We start from the raw sequence: 19,410 nt of genomic DNA, 5'->3' as shown, positions 1-19,410 counted from the left end.
CCCCTAAGTGCGTCCGCCGGACGGCACGTCGGCCACCGGCGGCCCACCCGGCGCGACGGCCTCAGGACTCGATGTCCCCGAAGTGGTCCCAGCCGCCCTTGCTCGTCCAGGGGGCGCCGTCCACGGTGACCTGGGGCAGCGCCGAGGGGTTGAGGACCTCGCCGATCACCTTCCAGCGCGCGGGGAGCTTCACGTCCGGCGGGAACGTCGCGACGATCGCGTGGTCCTCGCCGCCGGTGAGCACCCACTGGATGGGGTCGACGCCGACGGCCTGACCGATGTCGTTCATCTGGGAGGGGATGTCGATGTCCCCGGAGCGGACGTCGATGCGCACCTTGCTCGCCTCGGCGATGTGGCCGAGGTCGGCGATCAGCCCGTCGCTGACGTCCGTCATCGAGGTCGCGCCGAGCCCGGCGGCGGCCGGACCCGCGTGGTACGGCGGTTCGGGACGGCGGTGGGCCTCCACGAAGGCCCGCGGCGAGCGGAAGCCCCGGGAGAGCACCGCGAACCCGGCCGCGGACCAGCCCAGCCAGCCGGTCACGGCGACGACGTCACCGGGCTGTGCTCCGGCCCGGGTGACCGGCTCGTGGTTGCGCAGATCGCCGAGCGCGGTGATCGCGATCGTGATGGTCTCGCCCCGTACGACATCCCCGCCGACCACGGCCGCGCCGGCGACCTGGCACTCGTCGCGCAGCCCGTCCATCAGCTCGGAGGGCCAGGTGGCCGGGAGCTCGGCGGGTACGACCAGGCCGAGCAGCAGCGCGGTCGGCACGGCGCCCATCGCGGCGATGTCCGCGAGGTTCTGCGCGGCCGCCTTGCGTCCGACGTCGTACGCGGTGGACCAGTCGCGGCGGAAGTGCCGTCCCTCGAGGAGGATGTCGGTGCTCGCCACGACCCTGCGGTCCGGCGCGGCCACCACCGCGGCGTCGTCGCCGGGGCCGACCCGGACCGCCGGGGTGGTGGTGAGACGCGAGGTGAGCTCTCGGATGAGCCCGAACTCCCCCAACTCGCCCACGGTGCCCTTCATGATCGTCGTGCTCCCTCTGTCGCTGCTCGTGCCCGGTCGCGAGCCGTCTCCGTAGTCGGTACGGTCGAGTTGACCGTCAACTTGTGCAGTCCGTGCACCCCGGCGCGCAAGCCCCAGTCACCGCGGGTCTCCCCGCGGCGAGCGGCAACGCGATACCGTGGCGTTCCTTTTCCCCACATGATCCTCGTGGCCGCCCTGGAGGTTCCGTGGTACAGGCGTACATCCTGATCCAGACGGAGGTCGGCAAAGCGTCGACCGTCGCCGAGACGATCAGCAAGATCCCGGGGGTGATCCAGGCCGAGGACGTGACAGGACCGTACGACGTCATCGTGCGCGCCCAGGCCGACACCGTCGACGACCTCGGTCGCATGGTGGTCGCCAAGGTCCAGCAAGTGGACGGCATCACCCGAACCCTGACCTGCCCGGTCGTGCACCTGTAGCCCCCGTCTACCCTTGGCCGGTGAACTTCTTCCGTCACCGGCGCACCGCTCTCCTCGGGCTGCCCGCTCTCGCGACGCTGATCGCGATCGCGGGCTGCTCCTCAGCAGACGACAGCGCGTCCGTCGCGGTTCCGAGTCCGGACACGAAGGTCACCGAGCTGTGCCAGAACCTGGACAAGGCGCTGCCGCGGACGTTGGACGGCCACAGCCGCGAGGACCCGGAGCCCCGGTCCGCGCTGACCGCGGGCTGGGGAAGCCCGGCGATCATACTGCGCTGCGGTGTCGAGCGGCCGCCGAAGATGGTCGACCCGAAGGTGGCGAACGGCGACGACCCGAAGGCGGTCGGCGGCGGTGTGAACGGCGTCGACTGGCTGATGGAGAAGCAGGCCGACGGAACGACCCGCCTCACCACCGCTTCGCGTCTGGCCTACGTCCAGGTCACGGTGCCCGGGAGCACCGATGTCTCCGGGGTGCTCGTCGATCTGGCCGCCTCCGTCAAGAAGGCGATCCCCAAGGGGATCGCCTCCTGACAGCGGTGTCCTGCGGGATGCTCAGCGCAGCCCCGTGGAGCGTCGCAGCGCCGCCTGCACCAGGCGGTCGACAAGCTCCGAGTAGCCGACGCCCGTCTCCTGCCACATCCGCGGGTACATGGAGATCGGCGTGAAGCCCGGCATCGTGTTGATCTCGTTGATCACGAACTCGCCGTCCTCGGTGAGGAAGAAGTCCGCGCGGACCAGGCCCTCGCAGGACGCGGCCTCGAAGGCCTCGACGGCCAGGCGGCGGACCTCGGCGGTCTGCTCCTCGGTGAGCGGCGCGGGCACGATCCCGTCGGCCGAGTCGATGTACTTGGCCTCGAAGTCGTAGAAGGCGTGCGCCTGCACGGGCGGGATCTCCGCGGGCACCGAGGCACGTGGCCCGTCCTCGAACTCCAGGACACCGCACTCGATCTCGCGGCCGCGCAGCAGCGCCTCCACGATGATCTTCGGGTCGTGCCGCTGGGCCTCCGCGATCGCCTCGTCGAGACCCGAGAGGTCGTCGACCTTGGTGATGCCGAAGGAGGAGCCCGCGCGCGCGGGCTTCACGAACAGCGGCCAGCCGTGCTCGCCCGCGAAGTCGACGATCTTCTTGCGGGCCGCGGACTCGTCCTGCTGCCACTCGCGCGGCCGGATCACCACGTACGGGCCCACCTTCAGGCCGAACGAGGTGAACACCCGCTTCATGTAGTCCTTGTCCTGGCCGACGGCCGAGGCGAGCACGCCCGAGCCGACGTAGGGGACCCCGGACAGTTCCAGCAGGCCCTGGAGGGTGCCGTCCTCGCCGTACGGGCCGTGCAGCATCGGGAAGACGACGTCGACCTCGCCGAGCGCCTTGGGAACCGAACCGGGTTCGCTGTAGACGACTTCGCGGTTGGCCGGGTCGACGGGGAGCACCACGCCGCCCTCGCGGGACTCGGCGAGCTGGTCGACGCTGGGCTGCTTGCGGTCGACGATCGCCATGCGTTCCGGCTCGTCCGCGGTGAGCGCCCAACGGCCGTCCTGGGTGATGCCGATCGGCAGGACGTCGTACTTCGTACGGTCGATCGCGCTGAGGACGGCGCCGGCCGTGACCACGGAGATCCCGTGTTCGGAGCTGCGGCCGCCGAAGACGACGGCCACGCGCGGCTTGCGAGGCGGCTGCTCAGGGTTCTGGGAGAGGTTCTCGGTGCTCATATCGGGTTGAGAGTACCCGGTGGTACGGCGGTGAGTCAGCGCCCCACGGCGGCCGTTGCTCAGCGTCGTACGCACCGTTGCGGAGCGTCGCCCACGCGGCCCTCCGGCGGGGCCGGATCAGCGGCGTTCGGGCTTCGCGCTGCGCGACATCAGCTCCTTGAGGGCGACCACCGGCGGCTTGCCCTCGTGGACGATGCTGACGACGGTCTCCGTGATCGGCATGTCGACGCCGTGCCTGCGGGCCAGATCCAGCACGGACTCGCAGGACTTGACGCCCTCTGCGGTCTGCCGGGTGACCGCGATGGTCTCCTGGAGGGTCATGCCCCTGCCGAGGTTGATGCCGAAGGTGTGGTTGCGGGAGAGCGGCGAGGAGCAGGTCGCGGCGAGGTCGCCGAGGCCCGCGAGGCCGGAGAACGTCATCGGGTCCGCGCCCATGACGAGTCCGAGCCGGGTGGTCTCGGCGAGGCCGCGGGTGATGAGCGAGCCCTTGGCGTTGTCGCCCAGGCCCATGCCGTCGGCGATGCCCACGGCGAGACCGATCACGTTCTTGACGGCGCCGCCGAGTTCGCAGCCCACCACGTCGGTGTTCGTGTACGGGCGGAAGTACGGCGTGTGGCAGGCGGCCTGGATGCGCCGGCCCACGGCCTCGTCCCGGCAGGCGACGACCGCGGCGGCGGGCATCCGCTGGGCGATCTCCTTGGCGAGGTTGGGGCCGGTGACGACGGCGACGCGGTCCGCGGAGACCTTGGCGACCTCCTCGATGACCTCGCTCATCCGCTTCACGGTGCCGAGTTCGACGCCCTTCATGAGCGAGACGAGCACGGTGTCCGGGGCGAGCAGCGGCACCCACTCCGCGAGGTTCCCGCGCAGGGTCTGGGAGGGCACGGCGAGCACGGTGAAGTCGGCGCCGCGCGCGGCCTCGGCCGGGTCGGCGGTGGCCCGCAGGTTCTCGGGCAGTTCGATGCCCGGGAGGTAGTCCGGGTTCATCCGCGTGGAGTTGACCGCGTCGGCGAGTTCGGGGCGGCGCGCCCACAGGGTGACGTCGCACCCCGCGTCGGCCAGCACCATGCCGAAGGCCGTACCCCACGATCCGGTCCCGAAGACGGCCGCCCTGACCGGCTTGCTCACGTGCCCTGCCCCTCTTCCTGCTGTGCTTTTGACTTGGCCGCGGCCTTGCGGCGCTGCGCGATGCGCACCTCGCGCGGGTCGTACACGTTCTCGGGCGCCTTCTCACCGCGGATCAGCTCCAGCTGCACGGTGACGGCGGCCATGATGACCTCGGTGGCCTCCTTCAGGAGGTCCGGGTTCATCTCCCGGTCGTAGAAGCGCGAGAGGTCCACCGGCGGGCCCGCGAGCACCCGGTGGGTCTTGCGCGGAAGGATGTCGGGCTTCTTGGCGTACGGGGGCAGCAGTTCGTTGGCGCCCCACTGGGCGACCGGAATCACCGGGCACTTGGTCTGCAGGGCGACCCTCGCCGCACCGGTCTTGCCGGTCATCGGCCAGCCGTCGGGGTCCCGGGTGAGCGTGCCCTCGGGGTAGAACGCGACGCACTCACCGCGTTCCACGGCGTCGATCGCGGCCCGGAACGCGCTCAGCGCGTCGGTGCTCTCGCGGTAGACGGGAATCTGTCCGGTGCCGCGCATCGCGGCGCCGACGAATCCCTTCTTGAAAAGACCGGCCTTCGCCAGGAAGCGCGGAACACGCCCGGTGTTGTACTGGTAGTGCGCATACGCGAACGGGTCCACATGGGAATTGTGGTTCACCGCGGTGATAAATCCGCCCTCGGCCGGAATGTTCTCCATTCCGCGCCAGTCCCGCTTGATCAGAAGCACCAGCGGCGGTTTGCAGAGAACCGCTGCGAAGCGGTACCAGAAGCCGATTCTGCGGCGGGGCACGCGGACACCTTCCTCTAGAGCCTGGGGGGCCGCACAAGTGTCGCTCCAGGCCGCCTGTCTGTCGAGAACACCGTACGCCCCGGCGTCCGGACCGCCAGGGCGACCGGGTCACAATAAGGCGTGACTGGAGAGGGCGGAGCGCTCGTGCGGTGGACTGTGGTCGTACCCCTCAAACCTTTGGCCCGGGCCAAGAGCAGGCTGGCGGACACGGCTTCCGACGTTCTGCGCCCCGGCCTCGCCCTCGCGTTCGCGCAGGACACCGTGGCAGCGGCGCTGGCCTGCGCCGCGGTCCGGGATGTGGCGGTCGTCACGGGCGACGCCCTGGCCGGGCGGGAGCTGTCCGCGCTGGGCGCGCGCATCGTCGCGGACGAACCGGGAGGCGGTCTCAACGCGGCGCTGGCGCACGGAGCGGGGGTCGTACGGTCCCGGGATCCCGAAAGTGCCGTTGCGGCCCTGAACGCCGATCTGCCCGCTCTGCGGCCTTTGGAATTGGCCCGGGTACTGGCCGCCGCCGCCGAATTCCCGCGCGCTTTTCTGGCCGATGCGGCTGCAATCGGCACCACTCTCCTGGCCGCTTCCCCGGGCCTGGAATTGCTGCCCGCTTTCGGCGGCGATTCCCGCGCCCGCCATCGCGCGTCGGGAGCCGCGGAACTCCGCCTCGACGCGGTGCAATCGGTACGCCAGGACGTGGACACCCGGGACGATCTGCGGGCAGCGCTGACCCTCGGCGTGGGGCCGCGCACGGCCGCGGCGGCGGCACGGCTGCTGATTCCCGGGCAGTAGGTTCCCGGGCAGGACCCCGGTCACCGGGAGCGGGCCGGTTCGCGTGAGGGGGCGCGGGTTCCCTGGAGGGGCGGGTACGCAGGAGGGGGCGGGTTCTCAGGAAAGGGCGGGTACGCCGGAGGGGGCGGTTCCCTGGCCGCGGACCGATGTTCTGTCCGTGTGCTGATGTCCCACCACTGGGCCGTCCGTGGCCGGCCCGGACTTCCCGGCACTTCCGGCGCGTCCCGACCCGTTCCGTGAGGCCCGGCGTCACCCGCGTCCCTCGCCCGGCGCTCGGCGCGGCGGGGTCAGTAGGCTGCCCCCATGCAGGCGACCTCGTACACGTACGACCCCGAGACCCGCAGCGGACAGGTGCTGCTCGACGACGGTACTCCGGTGCCCTTCGACGGGGCGGCGTTCGAAGCCGGCGGACTGCGGCTGCTGCGGCCCGGGCAGCGCGTGCGGATCGAGACCGAAGGGGAGGGTGAGGGGCGCCGGATCACCCTGATCACCCTGCAGACGTTCTGAACACGCCGCGGGCCGGGCTCCCGGTGGGAGCCCGGCCCGACGCGTGAGGTGCCCCTGCGCCCGGCTTCTAGCGGGCGGTGGCCTTCTTGGCGGTGGTCTTGCGAGCCGTCGACTTCTTGGCGGGGGCCTTCTTGGCGGTGGCCTTCTTCGCCGGGGCCTTCTTGGCCGTCGTCTTCTTGGCCGCGGTCGTCTTCGCCGCGGTCTTCTTGGCGGCCGCGGTGGTCTTCTTCGCGGTCGTCTTCTTCGCCGTGGTCTTCTTCGCTGCGGCGGTGGTCTTCTTCGCGACCGTCTTCTTCGCCGCCGCGGTCTTCCTGGTGGTCGCCTTCTTGGCGGTGGTGGCCTTCTTGGCCGCGGCCTTCTTCACCGTGGCCGAAGCTCCGCCGGAGAGGCTGCCCTTCGGGGCCTTCTTGACCGCGACATCGTTCTTCGGGAGCTTCTTCGAGCCGCTCACCAGGTCCTTGAAGCCCTGGCCCGCGCGGAAGCGGGGCACGGAGGTCTTCTTGACCCGGACACGCTCACCCGTCTGCGGGTTGCGGGCGTAACGAGCGGGACGGTCAACCTTCTCGAAGGAACCGAAGCCGGTGACCGAGACCCGGTCTCCGCCGACAACCGCACGGACGATGGCGTCCAGTACCGCGTCGACCGCGTCGGCGGCCTGCTGACGCCCGCCGACCTTGTCGGCAATCGCTTCTACGAGCTGCGCCTTGTTCACGTCTTCCCCTTCGGAGACATTGCCCGAACGAATGCGTTCAAGCTTTTTCGCACGTTAGGCAGATATATACCGCAAATCAAACACGAAACGGGCTAATCACCCTTGTGCCGCAACGAACTCGGGCCGCAGAGGAGTTCCTCAGCGTTCCCCTTCGAGGAATCGACCCTCGTCGAGGTCGGTGGTGAACCGCTCCAGCCGCCTTGTCGCATCGGCGAGATCGTGCTTGGCCACGGCCGTAATGACCAGCAGCTTCCGGGTCAGCGCCATCCGTACGCCCTCCGGGACTTGCAGTGCGCGCACTCTTGTGTGCGCTTCCTTGAGTTGGGCCGCGACTGCCACGTAGAGCTCGAGTTGGCCGTCGTGTTCCATGCACAGATTGTGCCATCTGGGGCGAGTTGTCGCCTGCGCAGGGGGTAACTGCCGTCCTCCCAAGGCCTGCTGAGCACCCCGGCCGGAAGCGACGCCCATGTGCGTGTACCCAGGCAACATCCCCTGTAACTAGGGGAGTTGACCGCCATCTCCGGGGTGCCCCGGAGCCTTCCGGGGGCAGACACAGCTGTACCCCCAACCGTCCACGATTGGGGGTACAGAGGGGTGTTGCGGTGGCTGAAATCAGTCTTGCCACGGCCGCGACGCGGCCCGCGCGTCAGACTTGCAGCGTCTTGGGCTTGTGCGACGGCCGCTTGCTCTCGTACGCCGCGATGTCGCCCTCGTTCTGGAGGGTGATGGAGATGTCGTCCAGGCCGTTCAGCAGCCGCCAGCGGGCGTTCTCGTCGAGCTCGAAGGGGGCGGTGATGCCCTCGGCGCGCACCTCGCGGGCCTCGAGGTCGACCGTGATCTCGGCCTGCGGGTCCTTCTCCGACAGCTCCTGGAGCGCGTCCACGATCTTCTGCTCCAGAACCACCGTGAGCAGGCCGTTCTTGAGCGAGTTGCCGCGGAAGATGTCGGCGAACCGGGACGAGACGACGGCCTTGAAGCCGTAGTTCTGGAGCGCCCAGACGGCGTGCTCGCGGGAGGAGCCCGTACCGAAGTCGGGGCCCGCGACCAGAACCGTGGCGCCCTTGCGCTCGGGCTGGTTGAGGATGAAGGACGCGTCCTTGCGCCAGGCCTCGAAGAGACCGTCCTCGAAGCCGTCCCTGGTCACCTTCTTGAGCCAGTGGGCGGGGATGATCTGGTCGGTGTCCACGTTGCTGCGGCGCAGCGGGACGGCCCGGCCGGTGTGCGTGGTGAATGCTTCCATGACTCTCAGACTCCAGCGGGCACAGGGGCGTCGGACAGGTCGGCCGGGGAGGCCAGGTGGCCGAGGACCGCCGACGCGGCGGCGACCTGCGGCGAGACCAGGTGCGTACGGCCGCCCTTGCCCTGCCTGCCCTCGAAGTTGCGGTTGGAGGTGGACGCGGAGCGCTCACCTGGCGCCAGCTGGTCGGGGTTCATGCCCAGACACATCGAGCAGCCCGCGTGCCGCCATTCGGCGCCGGCCTCCTTGAAGACCACGTCCAGGCCCTCGGAGACGGCCTGCAGACCGACCCGCGCGGAGCCGGGGACGACCAGCATCCGTACGCCGTCGGCGACTTTGCGGCCCTCGACGATCGAGGCGGCCGCCCGCAGGTCCTCGATGCGGCCGTTGGTGCACGAACCTACGAAGACGGTGTCGACCTTGATGTCGCGCAGCGGCTGTCCGGCGGTCAACCCCATGTATTCCAGGGCCTTTTCGGCGGCGTGGCGCTCCGAAGCGTCTTCGTACGAAGCCGGGTCGGGGACGTTCGCCGAAAGCGGCGCGCCCTGGCCGGGGTTGGTGCCCCAGGTGACGAACGGCGACAGGGAGGCGGCGTCGATGACGACCTCAGCGTCGAATACGGCGTCGTCGTCGGACTTCAGGGTCTTCCAGTATGCGACCGCGGCCTCCCAGTCCTCGCCCTCGGGGGCGTGGGCACGGCCCTTGAGATACGCGAAGGTGGTCTCGTCGGGGGCGATCATGCCCGCGCGGGCGCCGGCCTCGATCGACATGTTGCAGATGGTCATCCGGGCCTCCATCGAGAGCTTCTCGATGGCGGAGCCGCGGTATTCCAGGATGTAGCCCTGGCCGCCGCCGGTGCCGATCTTGGCGATGATCGCCAGGATCAGGTCCTTCGCGGTGACGCCGTCGGGCAGTTCGCCGTCGATCGTGATGGCCATGGTCTTCGGGCGGGCCAGCGGCAGCGTCTGGGTGGCCAGCACATGCTCGACCTGCGAGGTGCCGATGCCGAACGCCAGGGCGCCGAAGGCACCGTGTGTGGAGGTGTGCGAGTCGCCGCAGACCACGGTGGTGCCCGGCTGGGTCAGACCCAGCTGCGGTCCCACCACGTGCACGACGCCCTGCTCGACGTCGCCCAGCGAGTGCAGCCGTACGCCGAACTCGGCGGCGTTCTTGCGCAGTGTCTCCAGCTGGACGCGGGAGACCGGGTCCGCGATGGGCTTGTCGATGTCGAGGGTCGGGGTGTTGTGATCCTCGGTGGCGATGGTGAGGTCGAGGCGGCGCACCGGGCGCCCCGCCTGACGCAGACCGTCGAAGGCCTGCGGGCTGGTCACCTCGTGCAGCAGGTGCAGATCGATGAAGAGGAGGTCGGGCTCGCCCTCGGCGCGCCGGACGACATGGTCGTCCCAGACCTTCTCCGCGAGTGTCCTACCCATCGCTTTCCCTCCGGCCGGCTTGTGTGGCGCCGGCCCAACTAGAGATTTCCGGGGCGGTGGACGTTCGTACCCCTCGTACCGGACGTCGTCCGCCGGACCCGTTGGTTCGCGGGCCGCTGTGTCTACAAGGGTGGCGCGTTCCACCGGAAATTGAACTTGCGTTTCACAGAGTGAGACGCGAGTATCGTTTCATGGACAACAGTAGCGGCGTCGGCGTTCTGGACAAGGCAGCCCTTGTCCTGAGCGCTCTGGAGTCCGGTCCGGCCACCCTCGCGGGCCTGGTCGCGGCGACCGGACTGGCACGACCCACGGCACATCGCCTCGCCGTGGCACTTGAACACCACCGTATGGTGGCGCGCGACATGCAGGGCCGTTTCATTCTCGGGCCCCGCCTCGCCGAGCTGGCCGCGGCCGCCGGTGAGGACCGTCTCCTCGCGACGGCGGGCCCGGTGCTCACGCATCTGCGGGACATCACGGGCGAGAGCGCGCAGCTCTACCGCCGCCAGGGCGACATGCGCATCTGCGTCGCCGCGGCGGAGCGCCTGTCCGGCCTGCGGGACACCGTCCCGGTCGGATCCACCCTCACCATGAAGGCCGGCTCCTCCGCCCAGATCCTGATGGCCTGGGAAGAGCCGGAGCGGCTGCACCGCGGTCTGCAGGGCGCCCGCTTCACCGCCACCGCCCTGTCGGGAGTACGGCGCCGGGGCTGGGCCCAGTCGATCGGGGAGCGCGAGCCGGGCGTGGCGTCCGTCTCCGCGCCGGTCCGCGGGCCCTCGAACCGTGTCGTGGCCGCCGTCTCGGTCTCCGGACCGATCGAGCGCCTGACCCGTCACCCGGGCCGGATGCACGCCCAGGCGGTCATCGACGCCGCCGGCCGTCTCTCCGAGGCCCTGCGCCGCACCGGCTGACCTTCTCTCCTCTCCCGCGCGACGGGACGGGCCGGCCTCAACGCCGCGGCAGGCCCTCCCCGATGCGCGCCGTCCCGTACGCGGGGTGTGCCGGCCCAGAGGCCCGCGCACCCCGCGCCCTTTTCCCGCGTGACCGAACTCATGGCTCGGTACGCCGAGTTGATCCCGGAACGCCGAAAGGGCCCCCACCGAAGTGGAGACCCTTTCGAACTACGTACCCCCGACCGGATTCGAACCGGCGCTACCGCCTTGAGAGGGCGGCGTGCTAGGCCGCTACACAACGGGGGCCTTGGATCATGCGTTTCCGCAGAACCGAGCTGGGCTACCAGGACTCGAACCTAGAATGACGGTACCAGAAACCGTAGTGTTGCCAATTACACCATAGCCCATGGTGGTTTAGACCAGTACCCCCGACCGGATTCGAACCGGCGCTACCGCCTTGAGAGGGCGGCGTGCTAGGCCGCTACACAACGGGGGCCCTAGCGATCCTGCATGAGAGTCAGCGGGTGCGACCCGGACTGTCCCCCTGGGAAGGATCTGTACCCCCGACCGGATTCGAACCGGCGCTACTGCCTTGAGAGGGCAGCGTGCTAGGCCGCTACACAACGGGGGCTTTGCGGAGCTGGTCTCCGCGGTTGCAGATGAGCTCTGCGAGCTGGCCTACCAGGACTCGAACCTAGACTAACGGAACCAGAAACCGTCGTGCTGCCAATTACACCATAGGCCACTGAAACGCAACCCCGTAGGGGGATCTTGTTTTAGCTAGCGCCTCCGAGTCCCGGCCTTTCGGCCCGCTCCCGGCGGCGCAGAAAGAACATTACCCGAAGGTGGACGGCGCTCCAAAACGGGTATCGGCGCCGAGCAGGGCGGGGAGTTCGGCCAGCGACGAGATGCGGTGCGGACCCGTCGGCGGACCGCCGGACGCGGGGTGCGCGCCGCCCCGGTCGATCCAGACGGAGAGCAGGCCCGCCTCGGCGGCGCCGCGTCCGTCGATCTCCGGGTGGTCGCCGACGTAGGCGACCCGGTGCGGCGGCAGGTCCAGGGCCTCGCAGGCCGCGTGGAAGGCGGCCGCGGCGGGCTTGGAGACGCCGAGTTCGGCGGCGCACAGGATCGCCTCGAAGCGGTCGCGCACACCGAGGACGCGTAGCTTGCGGTCCTGCACGAGGAGGCTGGAGTTGGACAGGACCGCGTGCCGGTGGCTGGCGACGAGGCTGTCCAGGACGGGCAGGACGTCGGGGAAGAGGGCCCAGGCGCCTTCGTAGTGTGTGACGTACCGCTCGAACCACGCGTCGGCCTCGCTGTCGCTCAGCGGCTCCCCCAGGAACACCCTGACGCGCTCCCGGCGCTGGCCCTGCCAGTCCGTCTCACCGGCCGAGAACCTCACCCACTGCGCGTCGGTGATCTCCCGCCAGCGCGCGAGGGCCTGCTCGACGGAGGGGTGTCCGTCGAGCAGGCCCTCGGCCACGAGGTGGTCGCGCATGCCCGCCCGGTCGGCGGCTGTGTAGTCGAAGATCGTGTCGTCGATGTCCCAGACCACGGCGTCGATGCTCATGGACCGACCGTATCCCCGGGCCCGGGCAGCTGTCCCTCGGCCGGTCGTGGTCGTACCGGTCGGCCCGAGGAAGGGACCCTCGCCCTCACGCGGGTCCGCGGTGACCTGCCAGGTGCCGGGCCGGGGGCGCCGTCGTCCGGGGGTGCGCAGGTACTCCGGGTGACCGGTCGGTGCGCGCCGAGGGGGCGGTGCCCGAAACGGACACCGCCCCCTCGGCGCGTACACCTTCTGGCTACGCGGCGAGCCGCTCCAGCGCGGCGTCGACGCGGGCCAGCGTCTCTTCCTTGCCCAGGATCTCCAGGGACTCGAAGAGCGGGAGGCCGACCGTGCGGCCGGTGACGGCGACGCGCACCGGGGCCTGGGCCTTGCCGAGCTTGAGTCCGTGCTGCTCACCGGCGGCCAGGACGGCCTCCTTGAGGGACTCCGGGGAGGACCAGTCGGCCGCGTCCAGCTTCTCGCGGGCCGTGCGGAGCAGGGCGTCGCTGCCCTCCTTCATGGCCTTCGTCCAGGAGGCCTCGTCGACGGCCGGCTCCGGCAGGAACAGGAAGTCGACGTTGTCCGTGATCTCGGAGAGGACCTTCATCCGCGACTGGGCGTGCGGGGCGATCGCCTGCCACTTCGCCTCGTCGAAGTCCTCCGGCGCCCAGGGGGCGAAGGGGGCGCGCAGCCAGGGGGCGCAGCGCTCGGTGAAGTCCTTCACGTCGAGCATGCGGATGTGGTCGGCGTTGATCGCCTCGCACTTCTTCAGGTCGAACCGGGCCGGGTTCGGGTTGACGTCCGTGACGTCGAAGGCGGCGACCATCTCGTCGATGGAGAAGATGTCGCGGTCCGCCGCGAGCGACCAGCCGAGCAGGGACAGGTAGTTCAGCAGGCCCTCGGGGAGGAACCCGCGCTCCCTGTAGAGGTTGAGCGAGGACTCCGGGTCGCGCTTGGAGAGCTTCTTGTTGCCCTCGCCCATCACGTACGGGAGGTGGCCGAAGGCCGGGGTCTCCTTGGCGATGCCCAGCTCGGTCAGCGCCTTGTAGAGGGCGATCTGCCGCGGGGTGGAGGAGAGCAGGTCCTCGCCGCGCAGGACGTGGGTGATCTCCATCAGGGCGTCGTCGACCGGGTTGACCAGGGTGTAGAGCGGCGCGCCGTTGGCACGGACGATGCCGTAGTCCGGGACGTTCTCCGGGAGGTACGTGATCTCGCCGCGGACCAGGTCGTCGAAGGTGATCGCCTCGTCGGGCATCCGGAAGCGGACGATCGGCTTGCGGCCCTCGGCCTCGTACGCGGCCTTCTGCTCGGCGGAGAGGTCGCGGCAGTGGCCGTCGTAGCCGGAGGGCTTGCCGGCGGCGCGGGCGGCGTCACGGCGGGCGTCCAGTTCCTCGGTCGAGCAGTAGCAGGGGTACGCGCGGCCCGCGTCCAGCAGCTTGCGGGCGACATCCTGATAGATGTCCATGCGCTGCGACTGGCGGTACGGCGCGTGCGGGCCGCCGATCTCGGGGCCCTCGTCCCAGTCGAAGCCGAGCCAGCGCATCGAGTCGAGCAGCTGGTCGTACGACTCCTCGGAGTCGCGGGCCGCGTCGGTGTCCTCGATGCGGAAGACCAGGGTGCCTTCGTTGTGCCGGGCGAACGCCCAGTTGAACAGGGCGGTGCGGACCAGGCCCACGTGGGGGTTGCCGGTCGGGGACGGACAGAAACGTACGCGGACGGTCGCGTTAGCCACGCTTGATCACCTTGTTGGTGAGAGTGCCGATGCCTTCGATGGTGACGGCGACCTCGTCGCCGACGTTCAGGGGGCCGACCCCAGCCGGGGTGCCGGTGAGGATCACGTCGCCGGGGAGCAGCGTCATGGCCTCGGTGATGTTGACGATCAGGTCCTCGATGGAGTGGATCATCTCGCTGGTGCGGCCGAGCTGCCGCTGCTGCCCGTTGACCGTGCACTGGATCGTGAGGTCGGCGGGGTCGAGATCCGTCTCCACCCAGGGGCCGAGCGGGCAGGAGCTGTCGAAGCCCTTGGCCCGGGCCCACTGCTTCTCGCGCTTCTGGACGTCGCGGGCGGTGACGTCGTTGGCGCAGGTGTAGCCCAGGATGACGTCCTTGACGCGCTCGCGCGGGACCTCGCGGCACATGCGGCCGATGACGACCGCGAGCTCGGCCTCGTGGTGCAGCTCGCTGGAGAAGGAGGGGTACTGGATCGGGTCGCCGGGGCCGACCACGGAGGTCGACGGCTTGAAGAAGGCGAACGGGGCGTCGGGCACCTCGTTGCCGAGTTCCTTGGCGTGCTCCGCGTAGTTGCGGCCGAAGGCCACGACCTTGTTGGGGAGCACCGGCGGCAGCAGCCGGACCTTGCTCAGCGGGACCTTCGTACCGGAGAGCTCGAAGTCCGCGAACGGGATGCCCTTGATGATGTCGAGGACGAGTTCGTCCGGCTTGTCGCCCTCGACCGCGCCGAAAGCGACGTTGCCGTCGATGGAGAATCTGGCGATGCGCACGGGATCCTTGCGCCCCTCACTGAGCTGGCTGGAGTCTGACGCTCCAGGCTAACGCGGCAAGGGGCGCGAGCTTCGCGCATATCGGCCGGGACGGTGAGCGGCGGGGCGCCGGCCCGGTGCGGTGGACTCCGGCCCGGTGCGGCGGACGCCGCGCTCTTGTCAGGGCCGTGAACGACCGGCGGGGCCGCGCGCCCGGCGCGGCCCCGCTCCGGTCGGCGCGCTCACTCCCCGGCGGCGACCGCGACCGGGATGTCCATCAGGACGGTACGGCGGGGGTTGGCGGTCTGGAGGGGAAGGTCGACCGAGTGTTCCGGCCGCTCCGGCGTCTGCAGGGCGTCGGCGTCCTCGAGGTGCGCCAGCGTCGTGCGTCGCGGGTTGGCTATGTTGCGGAACATCATCGTCGTCTTCACCGTTGTACTCGACCTTGTCGTCCTGGGCGTCCGGTGGAGCCTGAAGAGCCCCGGATGGGCGCGGGTTGTCGGATTCGCCATCCCTGTAAAGCGTCAGGCTAAACATGCAATTCCCGGGCGATGCCGTGAAGACGCCATGATCGATGTGTGAGTTTCCTCACTCACCGAGGGACAAACCGGTCAACTACGACCCCCAACCCCGGCCGACCAAACGGACATTGCTCCACTGAAGCAACCATTCCGCTCCTGATCATGGCGACTGGGACACGGTATATGCACCATCGGCTCGTTGGCATACGTCCGATATGTACGAGATCCCCTTACACGCCTCGTGACGCCCCCCTCACATGGTGTCACGGAGGTCACAGCCTGGTACTCGGCCCTTGTTGGAGATCCTGCACTGTGCTGGAATTCCACGGACCGCCGCGGAATCACGAATCCGGCGCGCAGGGGCGCAACGCAGCGCCGAGTGGCGGCGGGAAGGGGGAACCTGCGCCGGTCACTCAGACCACATCAAAGAGGCGCAACTGCGCCTTTGTACAACGCCGACACCGCCCCGCCGTTCCAGCGGAGGGGCGCCTGGTCCAGAGGTTGCGACGCTAGTGCAGGGACGTTTCAAGAGGGATGGCAGCGCTTCGGCGGAGCCGGAGCCGCGCGGCGGGACCGACCGCGGTTCCTCGCCCCAGCACGCCCAGAACCCGGGACCGGCAGAGGTCGGCGGCAGCGGTGAACACTCCGCTCGCGCCGGCGCGAAGCCCAAGGCTCCCGCCACCACACCGGCCGCCAAGCCGACGAGCACCCCGAGCCACGGCTCGCGCGTAGCTCTGCGGAACTGGCGCATCTCGACGCGACTGGTCTCGCTGCTGGCTCTCCCCGTGGTCGCCGCGACCTCGCTGGGTGCGCTCCGCATCAACCAGTCGATGGACAGCATTCAGCAGCTCGACAACATGAAGCTGCTGACCGAGATGACCAAGCAGGCGACCGAGCTCGCGGTCGCGCTCCAGGAGGAGCGTGACCAGTCGGCCGGCCCGCTGGCGCACGGCGCCCCGGCCAACGACTACACGGTCAAGGGCGTGCGCGAGGACACCGACCTCGCCAAGAAGCACTTCCTCCAGGGCACGCAGGACATCGACGACGCCACGGCCGACGGCCAGCTGTCCGGTGTCCGCGACAGCCTCGTCGGTATCGCGAGCGAGCTGAACAAGCTCGTTCAGATCCGCAGCGACGCCTACAACGACCCCGAGAACTCGACGCAGACGGTCGAGGCGTACCACCGCCTGATCACCGGGCTCCTCGCGCTGTCCCAGGACATGGCCGAGGCGACCAGCAACCCGGAGATGATCCAGCGCACCCGCGCACTGTCGGCCTTCTCCTCCGCCAAGGAGTACGCGTCCGTCCAGCGTGCCGTCATCGCCGCCGCGCTGCCCGAGCGCCCGACGGTCTTCGGAACGCTCTCCAAGAACGACCAGCTGTACGCGCAGTCGGCGCTGGCGAGCCAGGCGTCCGAGATCGGCGGCTTCAAGAACATCTACGGCGACGGCAGCGCTGACCTGCTCAAGCCCATCGAGGTCGACAACCCGACCATCCAGGCCGCCGACAAGTACGCCACGCGCGTGCTGAGCGGCCGGGACGGTCTGAAGACGCAGGACAAGCAGTCGTACAAGGACTGGGTCGACGACGACTCGGCCAAGATCGACAAGATGTCGACGATCGAGACCACGCTGCTCGGCGAGATGGAGCAGAAGGCCCGTCAGCTGCGCAACGAGTCCCAGAGTGAAGCCATCATCTCCGGTGTGCTGATCCTGCTCGTCCTCGGCGTCTCGCTCGTCGGCGCCTTCGTCGTGGCCCGGTCCATGATCCGCTCGCTGCGCCGCCTGCAGGACACCGCGACCAAGGTCGCCCAGGAACGCCTGCCCGAGCTGGTCAAGCAGCTCTCGGAGTCGGACCCGCAGGACGTCGACACCTCCGTCGAGTCGGTCGGTGTGCACTCCCGGGACGAGATCGGCCAGGTGGCCGCGGCCTTCGACGACGTGCACCGCGAGGCCGTCCGCCTCGCCGCCGAGCAGGCCCTTCTGCGAGGCAACGTCAACGCGATGTTCACCAACCTCTCGCGCCGTTCCCAGGGTCTTATCCAGCGTCAGCTCTCGCTCATATCCGAGCTGGAGTCCCGCGAGGCCGACCCCGACCAGCTCTCCTCGCTGTTCAAGCTCGACCACCTCGCGACCCGCATGCGCCGTAACGGTGAGAACCTCCTGGTCCTCGCCGGTGAAGAGCCCGGCCGCCGCTGGACCCGTCCGGTCCCGCTGGTCGACGTCCTCCGCGCCGCCGCCTCCGAGGTGGAGCAGTACGAGCGCATCGAGCTCTCCTCGGTCCCGACGACCGAAGTCGCCGGCCGCGTGGTCAACGACCTCGTGCACCTGCTCGCAGAGCTGCTCGAGAACGCCACCTCGTTCTCCTCGCCGCAGACCAAGGTCAAGGTCACCGGTCACGCCCTGCCCGACGGCCGGGTGCTGATCGAGATCCACGACACCGGTATCGGTCTGTCCCCCGAGGACCTCGCCGCGATCAACGAGCGGCTCGCCGCACCGCCCACCGTGGACGTCTCGGTCTCCCGCCGCATGGGTCTGTTCGTGGTCGGTCGTCTGTCGCAGCGTCACGGCATCCGCATCCAGCTGCGCCCGTCCGACTCCGGTGGTACGACCGCGCTGGTCATGCTGCCCGTGGACGTCGCCCAGGGCGGCAAGAAGCCCATGCCGAACAAGCCGGGCCAGGGTGCTCCGGGCGTCGGCGGCCCCACCGCCGCGCAGGCTTCGGCCGGTGTGGCCGCGGCTCGCCGGGGCAACGGCTCGCAGGGCGGTCCCTCGCTCGGCGCCGGTGCCCCCGGTGGACCGCTCGGTGCCCCGCCGCAGCGCGGGCAGGTCGGCGCGGGCCAGGGTCCGCGGGCCGCACTGCCCACGAGCAACCAGGGCGGTCGCCCGGGTGCTCCCGGCGGTGCGCGTGGTCCGCAGGGTGGTCAGGGTGCCGGTCAGCAGGGCAGGCCCGCTCCGGCCGGTGCCGGTACGGGTGCCTTCGGCCAGAGCCCGCAGGGCTACCAGGGCCAGAACGGCTCGCCGCAGCAGGGCTTCGGCAACGGATCCGGCTCCCAGAACGCCTTCGGTGACACGTCCGGCGGCCGTCAGAACGCCTTCGGCGACAGCGGCCCCGCGGCCGCCACGCCGCCGCAGGCACCGACGAGCGGCAAGGGCAGCCGTCGCCGGCCGCAGCTTCCGGGACGCGGTGGTGCGCGTGCCGAGCTGCCCGGTGGCAACAACGGTTCCCGCACGCCGAGCTGGAGCGACGACAACGCTCAGCCGCCGGTGCCGCGTTCGGCCCTCGACACCCCGCGCGGTCACGAGGACCCCGACGCCACCTCGCGGATGCCGCGGATCGACGACCGCCAGGGCCCCGCCTCCACTTCGGAGTTCGCCCGTCCCGACTTCGACGCCCCGCGCCCCGGCGCGAGTGCGCCGCAGAACAACGGCCAGCACACCGGCCAGTACCAGCGCCCGGACAGCTACGGTCCCGGCAACCCGTCCTCCGTCGGCCACAACCCGGCCGGCACGGGGCAGTTCTCCACCCAGGGCTACGGCGCCTCCCAGGACCCGTCGTCCACCGGCCAGTTCGCCCAGCCTGGCTACGGAACGTCCCAGGACCCCACGTCCACCGGACAGTTCCCGATGCCCGGCTACGGCAACGGCCAGAACTCTTCGTCCACCGGGCAGTACGAGCGGCCGGGCACCCCGCAGCCGCCCGTACGCTCGCAGGAGCCCGAGGCGCTTCCGCCGGCCTCGGGCCCCGGTGACGGCCGTACCCCGCTGTTCGACACGCTGGAGACCAACTGGTTCCACGGTCAGGCGGACGGTGGTGCTCCCGTCAACGGCGCTCCCCAGAACAACGGTTCCCAGGGATCGGCGCAGGTTGTCCCCCAGCAGCCGCAGACTCCCCCGGCTCCGCAGCAGCGGCCGGCCGCCGCACCGGCCACTGCCTCGTGGCGCAGCTCTCCCAACGACGATCTCGTCAAGCAGGCGGAGCGCGCCCGTAAACCGTCGGCGGGCGGGGTCACCACCTCCGGCCTGCCGCGCCGCGTCCCGCGAGCCAACCTCGTCGCGGGTACGGCACAGCAGCAACAGCACCAAAGCGGTCCGCAGGTCTCTCGTGCGCCTGATGACGTACGAGGCCGGCTGACCAACCTCCGTAGGGGCATTCAGCAAGGTCGACAGGCCGCTCCCAACGGCCAGACCGGCAGCTTCCCCAGCCCCACTCACCAGCAGGAGCGTTAGT

At 70.1% G+C, this 19,410-nt stretch carries 18 protein-coding genes and 5 tRNA genes; 6 read left to right on the top strand and 17 right to left on the bottom strand.

The annotated features are described in order from the left end of the window. Positions 1–61: 61 nt before the first annotated feature. Entirely contained in the window at positions 62–1,027 is a 966-nt protein-coding gene (locus OG788_RS31510) for a thiamine-phosphate kinase (RefSeq protein WP_266763152.1), read from the bottom strand. Between the two features lie 206 nt (positions 1,028–1,233). Here OG788_RS31510 and OG788_RS31505 point away from each other — a divergent pair, with 206 nt between their 5' ends. Both OG788_RS31505 and OG788_RS31500 read left to right on the top strand, forming a co-directional pair. Then, a complete protein-coding gene (locus OG788_RS31505) occupies positions 1,234–1,467 on the top strand; it encodes an Lrp/AsnC family transcriptional regulator (RefSeq protein ID WP_003997603.1) in 234 nt (77 codons plus the stop codon). 20 nt (positions 1,468–1,487) lie between these two features. Continuing rightward, positions 1,488–1,997 carry a DUF3515 domain-containing protein gene (locus OG788_RS31500; protein WP_406374640.1) on the top strand — a complete coding sequence of 170 codons (510 nt, stop codon included), beginning with the start codon at positions 1,488–1,490 and terminating at the stop codon, positions 1,995–1,997. A gap of 21 nt (positions 1,998–2,018) precedes the next feature. On the opposite strand, the gene OG788_RS31495 is transcribed toward OG788_RS31500, so the two are convergent. The 3 genes from OG788_RS31495 to OG788_RS31485 form a co-directional block, all read right to left on the bottom strand. Continuing rightward, complete coding sequence (locus OG788_RS31495; RefSeq protein ID WP_406374639.1) at positions 2,019–3,176, bottom strand: D-alanine--D-alanine ligase family protein; 1,158 nt, start codon at positions 3,174–3,176, stop codon at positions 2,019–2,021. Between the two features lie 117 nt (positions 3,177–3,293). Further along, positions 3,294–4,304: an NAD(P)H-dependent glycerol-3-phosphate dehydrogenase gene (locus tag OG788_RS31490; RefSeq protein ID WP_385701222.1), complete on the bottom strand. Its 1,011-nt coding sequence runs from the start codon at positions 4,302–4,304 to the stop codon at positions 3,294–3,296. Further along, a complete protein-coding gene (locus OG788_RS31485) occupies positions 4,301–5,071 on the bottom strand; it encodes a lysophospholipid acyltransferase family protein (protein WP_406374638.1) in 771 nt (256 codons plus the stop codon). Before OG788_RS31485 ends, OG788_RS31490 begins: the two co-directional genes overlap by 4 nt. 144 nt (positions 5,072–5,215) lie before the next feature. Between OG788_RS31485 and cofC the strand changes: the two genes are divergently transcribed. Then, positions 5,216–5,854: a 2-phospho-L-lactate guanylyltransferase gene (gene cofC, locus OG788_RS31480; protein WP_356751598.1), complete on the top strand. Its 639-nt coding sequence runs from the start codon at positions 5,216–5,218 to the stop codon at positions 5,852–5,854. Positions 5,855–6,157: 303 nt separating this feature from the next. Next, positions 6,158–6,361 carry a hypothetical protein gene (locus tag OG788_RS31475; RefSeq protein ID WP_266763146.1) on the top strand — a complete coding sequence of 68 codons (204 nt, stop codon included), beginning with the start codon at positions 6,158–6,160 and terminating at the stop codon, positions 6,359–6,361. 67 nt (positions 6,362–6,428) lie between these two features. Here the strand turns inward: OG788_RS31475 and OG788_RS31470 are convergent, their stop codons facing one another. The 4 genes from OG788_RS31470 to leuC all read right to left on the bottom strand — a co-directional run bounded on the left by OG788_RS31470 (position 6,429) and on the right by leuC (position 9,743). Beyond that, positions 6,429–7,073, bottom strand: a complete 645-nt coding sequence (locus OG788_RS31470; RefSeq protein ID WP_351545063.1) for an HU family DNA-binding protein — start codon at positions 7,071–7,073, stop codon at positions 6,429–6,431. A gap of 138 nt (positions 7,074–7,211) precedes the next feature. After that, positions 7,212–7,442 carry a hypothetical protein gene (locus tag OG788_RS31465; RefSeq protein WP_266763144.1) on the bottom strand — a complete coding sequence of 77 codons (231 nt, stop codon included), beginning with the start codon at positions 7,440–7,442 and terminating at the stop codon, positions 7,212–7,214. Between the two features lie 277 nt (positions 7,443–7,719). Next, positions 7,720–8,313 carry a 3-isopropylmalate dehydratase small subunit gene (gene leuD, locus OG788_RS31460; RefSeq protein WP_351545067.1) on the bottom strand — a complete coding sequence of 198 codons (594 nt, stop codon included), beginning with the start codon at positions 8,311–8,313 and terminating at the stop codon, positions 7,720–7,722. A 5-nt stretch (positions 8,314–8,318) separates the two neighbouring features. Next, positions 8,319–9,743 carry a 3-isopropylmalate dehydratase large subunit gene (gene leuC / locus OG788_RS31455; RefSeq protein WP_406374637.1) on the bottom strand — a complete coding sequence of 475 codons (1,425 nt, stop codon included), beginning with the start codon at positions 9,741–9,743 and terminating at the stop codon, positions 8,319–8,321. Positions 9,744–9,934: 191 nt separating this feature from the next. Here leuC and ndgR point away from each other — a divergent pair, with 191 nt between their 5' ends. Continuing rightward, positions 9,935–10,651: an IclR family transcriptional regulator NdgR gene (ndgR, locus tag OG788_RS31450; protein ID WP_028806673.1), complete on the top strand. Its 717-nt coding sequence runs from the start codon at positions 9,935–9,937 to the stop codon at positions 10,649–10,651. A gap of 215 nt (positions 10,652–10,866) precedes the next feature. Here ndgR and OG788_RS31445 read toward each other — a convergent pair. The 9 genes from OG788_RS31445 to OG788_RS31405 form a co-directional block, all read right to left on the bottom strand. Then, a tRNA-Glu gene (locus OG788_RS31445) sits at positions 10,867–10,939 on the bottom strand. A gap of 29 nt (positions 10,940–10,968) precedes the next feature. Then, positions 10,969–11,040: transfer RNA gene (locus tag OG788_RS31440), tRNA-Gln, on the bottom strand. A gap of 16 nt (positions 11,041–11,056) precedes the next feature. Then, positions 11,057–11,129, bottom strand: a tRNA-Glu gene (locus tag OG788_RS31435). A gap of 62 nt (positions 11,130–11,191) precedes the next feature. After that, a tRNA-Glu gene (locus OG788_RS31430) sits at positions 11,192–11,264 on the bottom strand. 42 nt (positions 11,265–11,306) lie between these two features. After that, positions 11,307–11,378 (bottom strand) — tRNA-Gln (locus OG788_RS31425). A 90-nt stretch (positions 11,379–11,468) separates the two neighbouring features. Continuing rightward, positions 11,469–12,203, bottom strand: coding sequence for an HAD family hydrolase (locus OG788_RS31420; RefSeq protein WP_406374636.1), 735 nt, complete (start codon positions 12,201–12,203; stop codon positions 11,469–11,471). Between the two features lie 232 nt (positions 12,204–12,435). Continuing rightward, entirely contained in the window at positions 12,436–13,911 is a 1,476-nt protein-coding gene (gltX, locus tag OG788_RS31415) for a glutamate--tRNA ligase (protein ID WP_406374635.1), read from the bottom strand. Beyond that, on the bottom strand, positions 13,904–14,680 hold the full coding sequence (locus OG788_RS31410) for a fumarylacetoacetate hydrolase family protein (protein ID WP_266763138.1): 777 nt from the start codon (positions 14,678–14,680) through the stop codon (positions 13,904–13,906). Before OG788_RS31410 ends, gltX begins: the two co-directional genes overlap by 8 nt. 221 nt (positions 14,681–14,901) lie before the next feature. Beyond that, positions 14,902–15,090 (bottom strand): hypothetical protein, encoded by a 189-nt coding sequence (locus OG788_RS31405; protein WP_351545082.1) that lies wholly within the window; start codon positions 15,088–15,090, stop codon positions 14,902–14,904. A 602-nt stretch (positions 15,091–15,692) separates the two neighbouring features. Here OG788_RS31405 and OG788_RS31400 point away from each other — a divergent pair. Then, positions 15,693–19,409: a nitrate- and nitrite sensing domain-containing protein gene (locus OG788_RS31400; RefSeq protein WP_406374634.1), complete on the top strand. Its 3,717-nt coding sequence runs from the start codon at positions 15,693–15,695 to the stop codon at positions 19,407–19,409. Position 19,410 lies beyond the last annotated feature (1 nt).

It is taken from the genome of Streptomyces sp. NBC_00647 (genome assembly GCF_045207245.1).
GTDB lineage: Bacteria > Actinomycetota > Actinomycetes > Streptomycetales > Streptomycetaceae > Streptomyces.
This window is presented reverse-complemented; position numbering and strand designations above follow the sequence as displayed.

Bases quoted from the DNA above. Each gene is read 5' to 3' on its own strand.
- OG788_RS31510 (WP_266763152.1), bottom strand. From the start codon at position 1,027: ATGAAGGGCACCGTGGGCGAGTTGGGGGAGTTCGGGCTCATCCGAGAG.
- OG788_RS31495 (WP_406374639.1), bottom strand. From the start codon at position 3,176: ATGAGCACCGAGAACCTCTCCCAGAACCCTGAGCAGCCGCCTCGCAAG.
- OG788_RS31475 (WP_266763146.1), top strand. From the start codon at position 6,158: ATGCAGGCGACCTCGTACACGTACGACCCCGAGACCCGCAGCGGACAG.
- OG788_RS31465 (WP_266763144.1), bottom strand. From the start codon at position 7,442: ATGGAACACGACGGCCAACTCGAGCTCTACGTGGCAGTCGCGGCCCAA.
- leuD (WP_351545067.1), bottom strand. From the start codon at position 8,313: ATGGAAGCATTCACCACGCACACCGGCCGGGCCGTCCCGCTGCGCCGC.
- leuC (WP_406374637.1), bottom strand. From the start codon at position 9,743: ATGGGTAGGACACTCGCGGAGAAGGTCTGGGACGACCATGTCGTCCGG.
- ndgR (WP_028806673.1), top strand. From the start codon at position 9,935: ATGGACAACAGTAGCGGCGTCGGCGTTCTGGACAAGGCAGCCCTTGTC.
- OG788_RS31420 (WP_406374636.1), bottom strand. From the start codon at position 12,203: ATGAGCATCGACGCCGTGGTCTGGGACATCGACGACACGATCTTCGAC.